Here is a 3,879-nt window from a genome sequence, read left to right on the forward strand (position 1 = left end):
GTGCTGGGCATCACGCCCGGCCCCGGCGGCGAGCATGGACTGATGGGCACCCACAACCGGCTGTTCACGCTGGCGTCGGCGGCGTTTCCGGCCGCCTACCTCGAAATAATTGCTATTCATTCAGGAGCACCCTGCGCCCGTCCCGAGGGGGCCAGACGCTGGTTTGATCTGGATGACCTGGAGCTGCAGCTGCTGCTGCGCAACAGCGGGCCGCAGCTGGTGCATTTTGTCGCCAGCACCACGCGGGCGGCGGCCGGGGTGCGCGCGCTGGCCCGGCTCGGGCTGGACCGCGGCGAGCTGCTGGCGGCCTCGCGCGCCACGGCGCGGGGTCCGCTGGCCTGGAAGATCACGGTGCGCGAAGACGGCCAGCGGCTGTTTTTTGGCGCGCTGCCCAGCCTGATTGAGTGGGCCGAAGTGCACCCCACGCATGGCATGGCGCCCTCGGGCGTTGCGCTGCAGTCGCTGCAGGCCAGCCACCCGCGCCCCGACGCCTTGCGCGCCGCCTACGAGGCGATTGGCCTGGCCGGCGTGGAGCTGGTGCAGGGCGCGCCCAACCTGATTGCCACGCTGCAAACGCCGCGCGGCCCGGTCCGGCTGGAATCGCACGGCGCCTGAAGGCGGGGCTGGCAAGGGCCTGGCACTAGGGTTTCCGAGCGGTAGATTGTTTCAAATTGAGGCAGTCGATTTAGCCGCTTATTACCCCAAAAACGGCCGGCAGGCATAGAGTGACAGCATGATTATTCAAGCTGTTCCAGGCTTTTCAAAGAGGCGCTCATGTCGAAAATCATCCACAGCATGATCCGTGTGCTGAACCTGGACCAATCCCTGAAGTTCTACGCCGACTGCTTTGGCCTGCAACCGGCGCACCGGCTGGATTTTCCGGGCTTTTCGCTGGTCTACCTGCGCAATGCCGAAAACGATGCCGAGATCGAGCTGACCTGGAACCGGGACCGCACCGAGCCCTACAGCCACGGCGACGGCTATGGCCATGTCGGCGTGTGCGTGCCCGACGCCGCCGCCGACCGGGCCCGGCTCATCGGCCTGGGTTACCGCCCGCTGGACATCAAGGAATTCAAGGCCGATGACGGCAGCCTGATTGCCCGCTACTTTTTTATCCAGGACCCCGATGGCTACAAGGTGGAGGTGCTTGAACGCCACGGCCATTACCAGTGAGAGCAGCAAGCGCGACAGTCGTTTAGTCAGCATAAAACAGGTCAACCACCCACAGGAGACAAGCATGAAAGTCATACCGATTACCGATCTCGGCAAGACCGCAGCCAGCGGCTGCGGCGAAGACAGCGGCGAGGTGCCCAAACTGGACCTGCCCTTGACCCGGCGCAGCCTGCTGCGCGGCAGCGGCCTGCTGCTGGGCACGCTGGCGGCGGGCGGGGTGCTGACCGCGCTGGCGCCGTCGCGCGCCTGGGCAGTAGAACTGAAGACCCTGAGCAGCGCCGAAGGCAGCACCTTGATGAAGATGGGCCGCGTGCTGTATCCGCACGCCAAACTGCCCGATGCGGTCTATGCACTGCTGGCCAAGGACCTGGATGCGGGCGCGGCCAAGGACCCGGCCAGTGCCACCTTGCTGCGCAGCGGCATTGCCGAGCTGAACCAGGCCGCAGGCGGCAATTTCGCCAGGGCCCCGGCCGCCAAACAACTGGCGGCGGTCAAGTCGCTGGAGGGCACGCCGTTTTTCGCGGCGGTGCGCGGCAAGTGCGTGACCTCGCTCTATGACAACGACATGGCCTATGCGGTGTTTGGCTACCCCGGCTCGTCCTGGGAAAAAGGCGGCTACATCACGCGTGGCTTTCAGGATCTGAAATGGCTGGCGGCACCGACCAAGGAAGCCAGCCCGCCGCCGTGGATGGGTTAAGCCCATTTTCTTGCCAAGCCCCCAACCCTTTTCCTCAATCAGGACAAACATCATGGCAAAAATTGACAGCAACGACGACAGCGTCGTCGTGATCATCGGCTCGGGCGCAGGCGGCGGCACGCTGGCCCACGAGCTTTGCGCCAAGGGCGTGAAATGCGTGGTACTCGAAGCCGGCGCCATGCAGTCGCAGGCCAGCTACCTCAACGACGAATGGAAGTCCTTCAGTCAGCTGGCCTGGCTCGACAACCGTACCACCTCGGGCACCTGGCGCGTGGCCAAGGACTTCCCGAATCTGCCCTCCTGGATCTGCAAAACCGTGGGCGGCACCACCACCCACTGGGCCGGCGCCTCGCTGCGCCTGCAGGACCACGAGTTCAGGGCCAAGACCCACTACGGCGAAATCAAGGGCGCCAATCTGGCCGACTGGCCGCTGACCTTGCAGGAGCTGGAGCCCTATTACGCCAAGGCCGAAAACAAGATGGGCGTGACGCGCACCAACGGCATTCCGGGTCTGCCGGGCAACAACAACTTCAAGGTGCTGTATGCGGGCGCCACCAAGCTCGGCTACAAGGAGGTGCACACCGGCAACATGGCCATCAACAGCGAGCCGCGCGATGACCGGGGCCGCTGCATGCAGCTGGGGTTTTGCTTTCAGGGCTGCAAGTCGGGCGCCAAATGGTCCACGCTGTATGTCGAGATTCCCAAGGCCGAGGCCACCGGCAACCTCGATCTGCGGCCGCAGTCGCATGTCACCCGCATCGAGCACAACGCCAGCGGCAAGGCCAGCGCCGTCGTCTACTTTGACAAGGACGGCAAGGAGCAGCGCCAGAAAGCGCGGGTGGTCTGCGTCGCCGGCAACTCGATTGAAACGCCGCGCCTGCTGCTGCTGTCCAGCTCGCCGCAGTTCCCCAACGGCCTGGCCAATTCGTCGGGCCAGGTCGGACGCAATTACATGCGCCACCTGACCGGCACGGTGTACGCGGCCTACAAGCAGCCGGTGCACATGTACCGCGGCACCACCATGGCCGGCATCATTCGCGATGAATCGGGCCACGACACCAAGCGCGGTTTTGCCGGCGGCTACGAGATGGAAACCTTGTCGCTGGGCGTGCCTTTTCTGGCCGCTTTTTTAAACCCCGGCGGCTGGGGCGCCGACTTTGCCTGGTGGATGGACCACTACACGAACCTGGCCGGCATGTGGATCGTGGGCGAGGACATGCCGCGCGAAAGCAACCGCGTGACGCTGAACACCGCCGTCAAGGACCAGTGGGGCAACCCGGTGCCCAATGTGCATTTTGATGACCACGAGAACGACATCGCGATGCGCAACCACGCCTTCACCCAGGGCGAGCGGGTCTACCAGGCTGCCGGCGCTGTTCGGACCTTTCGCACGCCGCCCTACCCGTCGACCCACAACCTGGGCACCTGCCGCATGAGCGCCAATGCCAAGGACGGCGTCTGCAACAAATGGGGCCAGACGCATGACATCAGCAACCTGTTCATCTCCGACGGCAGCCAGTTCACCACCGGCGGCGCCGAAAACCCGACGCTGACGATTGTCTCGCTGGCCATCCGCCAGGCCGACTACATCAGCCGGCAGATGACAGAAAAAGCCATTTGATGCATGCTGGCGGGCCCGCTGCCCGGCGGCCCGCCCTTCAAGGAGCCCCTCATGTGTTCTGTCTATGTCAACGCCGACCCGATCCAGTACGAGGCCCGCACCCGCTCGCTGCGCATCAACAACGTGCTGACCACGATACGGCTGGAAAACCTGTTCTGGGACGTGCTGGCCGAAATTGCCGGACGGGAAAACAAGACCACCAACCAGATGATTGCCACGCTGCACGAAGAGCTGGCGGCGCTGCGCGAAGACAGCCCCAACTTCACGTCCTTCCTGCGGGTGTGCTGCCTGCGTTACCTGTCGCTGCCGCGGCTGGACGAAGTGGCGCAAAACCACGCGGCGCTGCGGACCGCCGTGGTGCCCGCCGCGCCGGGGCCGCTGCACCACT

At 64.8% G+C, this 3,879-nt stretch carries 5 protein-coding genes; all 5 read left to right on the top strand.

From position 1 onward, the window contains the following. Window positions 1–615 (top strand): VOC family protein, encoded by a 615-nt coding sequence (locus RMO23_RS03560; RefSeq protein ID WP_309678725.1) that lies wholly within the window; start codon window positions 1–3, stop codon window positions 613–615. Window positions 616–774: 159 nt separating this feature from the next. Further along, a complete protein-coding gene (locus tag RMO23_RS03565; protein ID WP_309678726.1) occupies window positions 775–1,173 on the top strand; it encodes a VOC family protein in 399 nt (132 codons plus the stop codon). 64 nt (window positions 1,174–1,237) lie between these two features. After that, window positions 1,238–1,870 (top strand): tat (twin-arginine translocation) pathway signal sequence, encoded by a 633-nt coding sequence (locus tag RMO23_RS03570; RefSeq protein ID WP_309678727.1) that lies wholly within the window; start codon window positions 1,238–1,240, stop codon window positions 1,868–1,870. Window positions 1,871–1,922: 52 nt separating this feature from the next. Further along, window positions 1,923–3,491 (top strand): GMC family oxidoreductase, encoded by a 1,569-nt coding sequence (locus RMO23_RS03575; RefSeq protein WP_309678728.1) that lies wholly within the window; start codon window positions 1,923–1,925, stop codon window positions 3,489–3,491. 51 nt (window positions 3,492–3,542) lie between these two features. Beyond that, window positions 3,543–3,879, top strand: a 337-nt coding sequence (locus RMO23_RS03580) for a ribbon-helix-helix domain-containing protein (protein ID WP_309678729.1), incomplete at its 3' end; no start/stop codon positions are given.

Source organism: Polaromonas sp. (assembly GCF_031411155.1).
Taxonomy (GTDB): Bacteria; Pseudomonadota; Gammaproteobacteria; order Burkholderiales; family Burkholderiaceae_C; genus Polaromonas.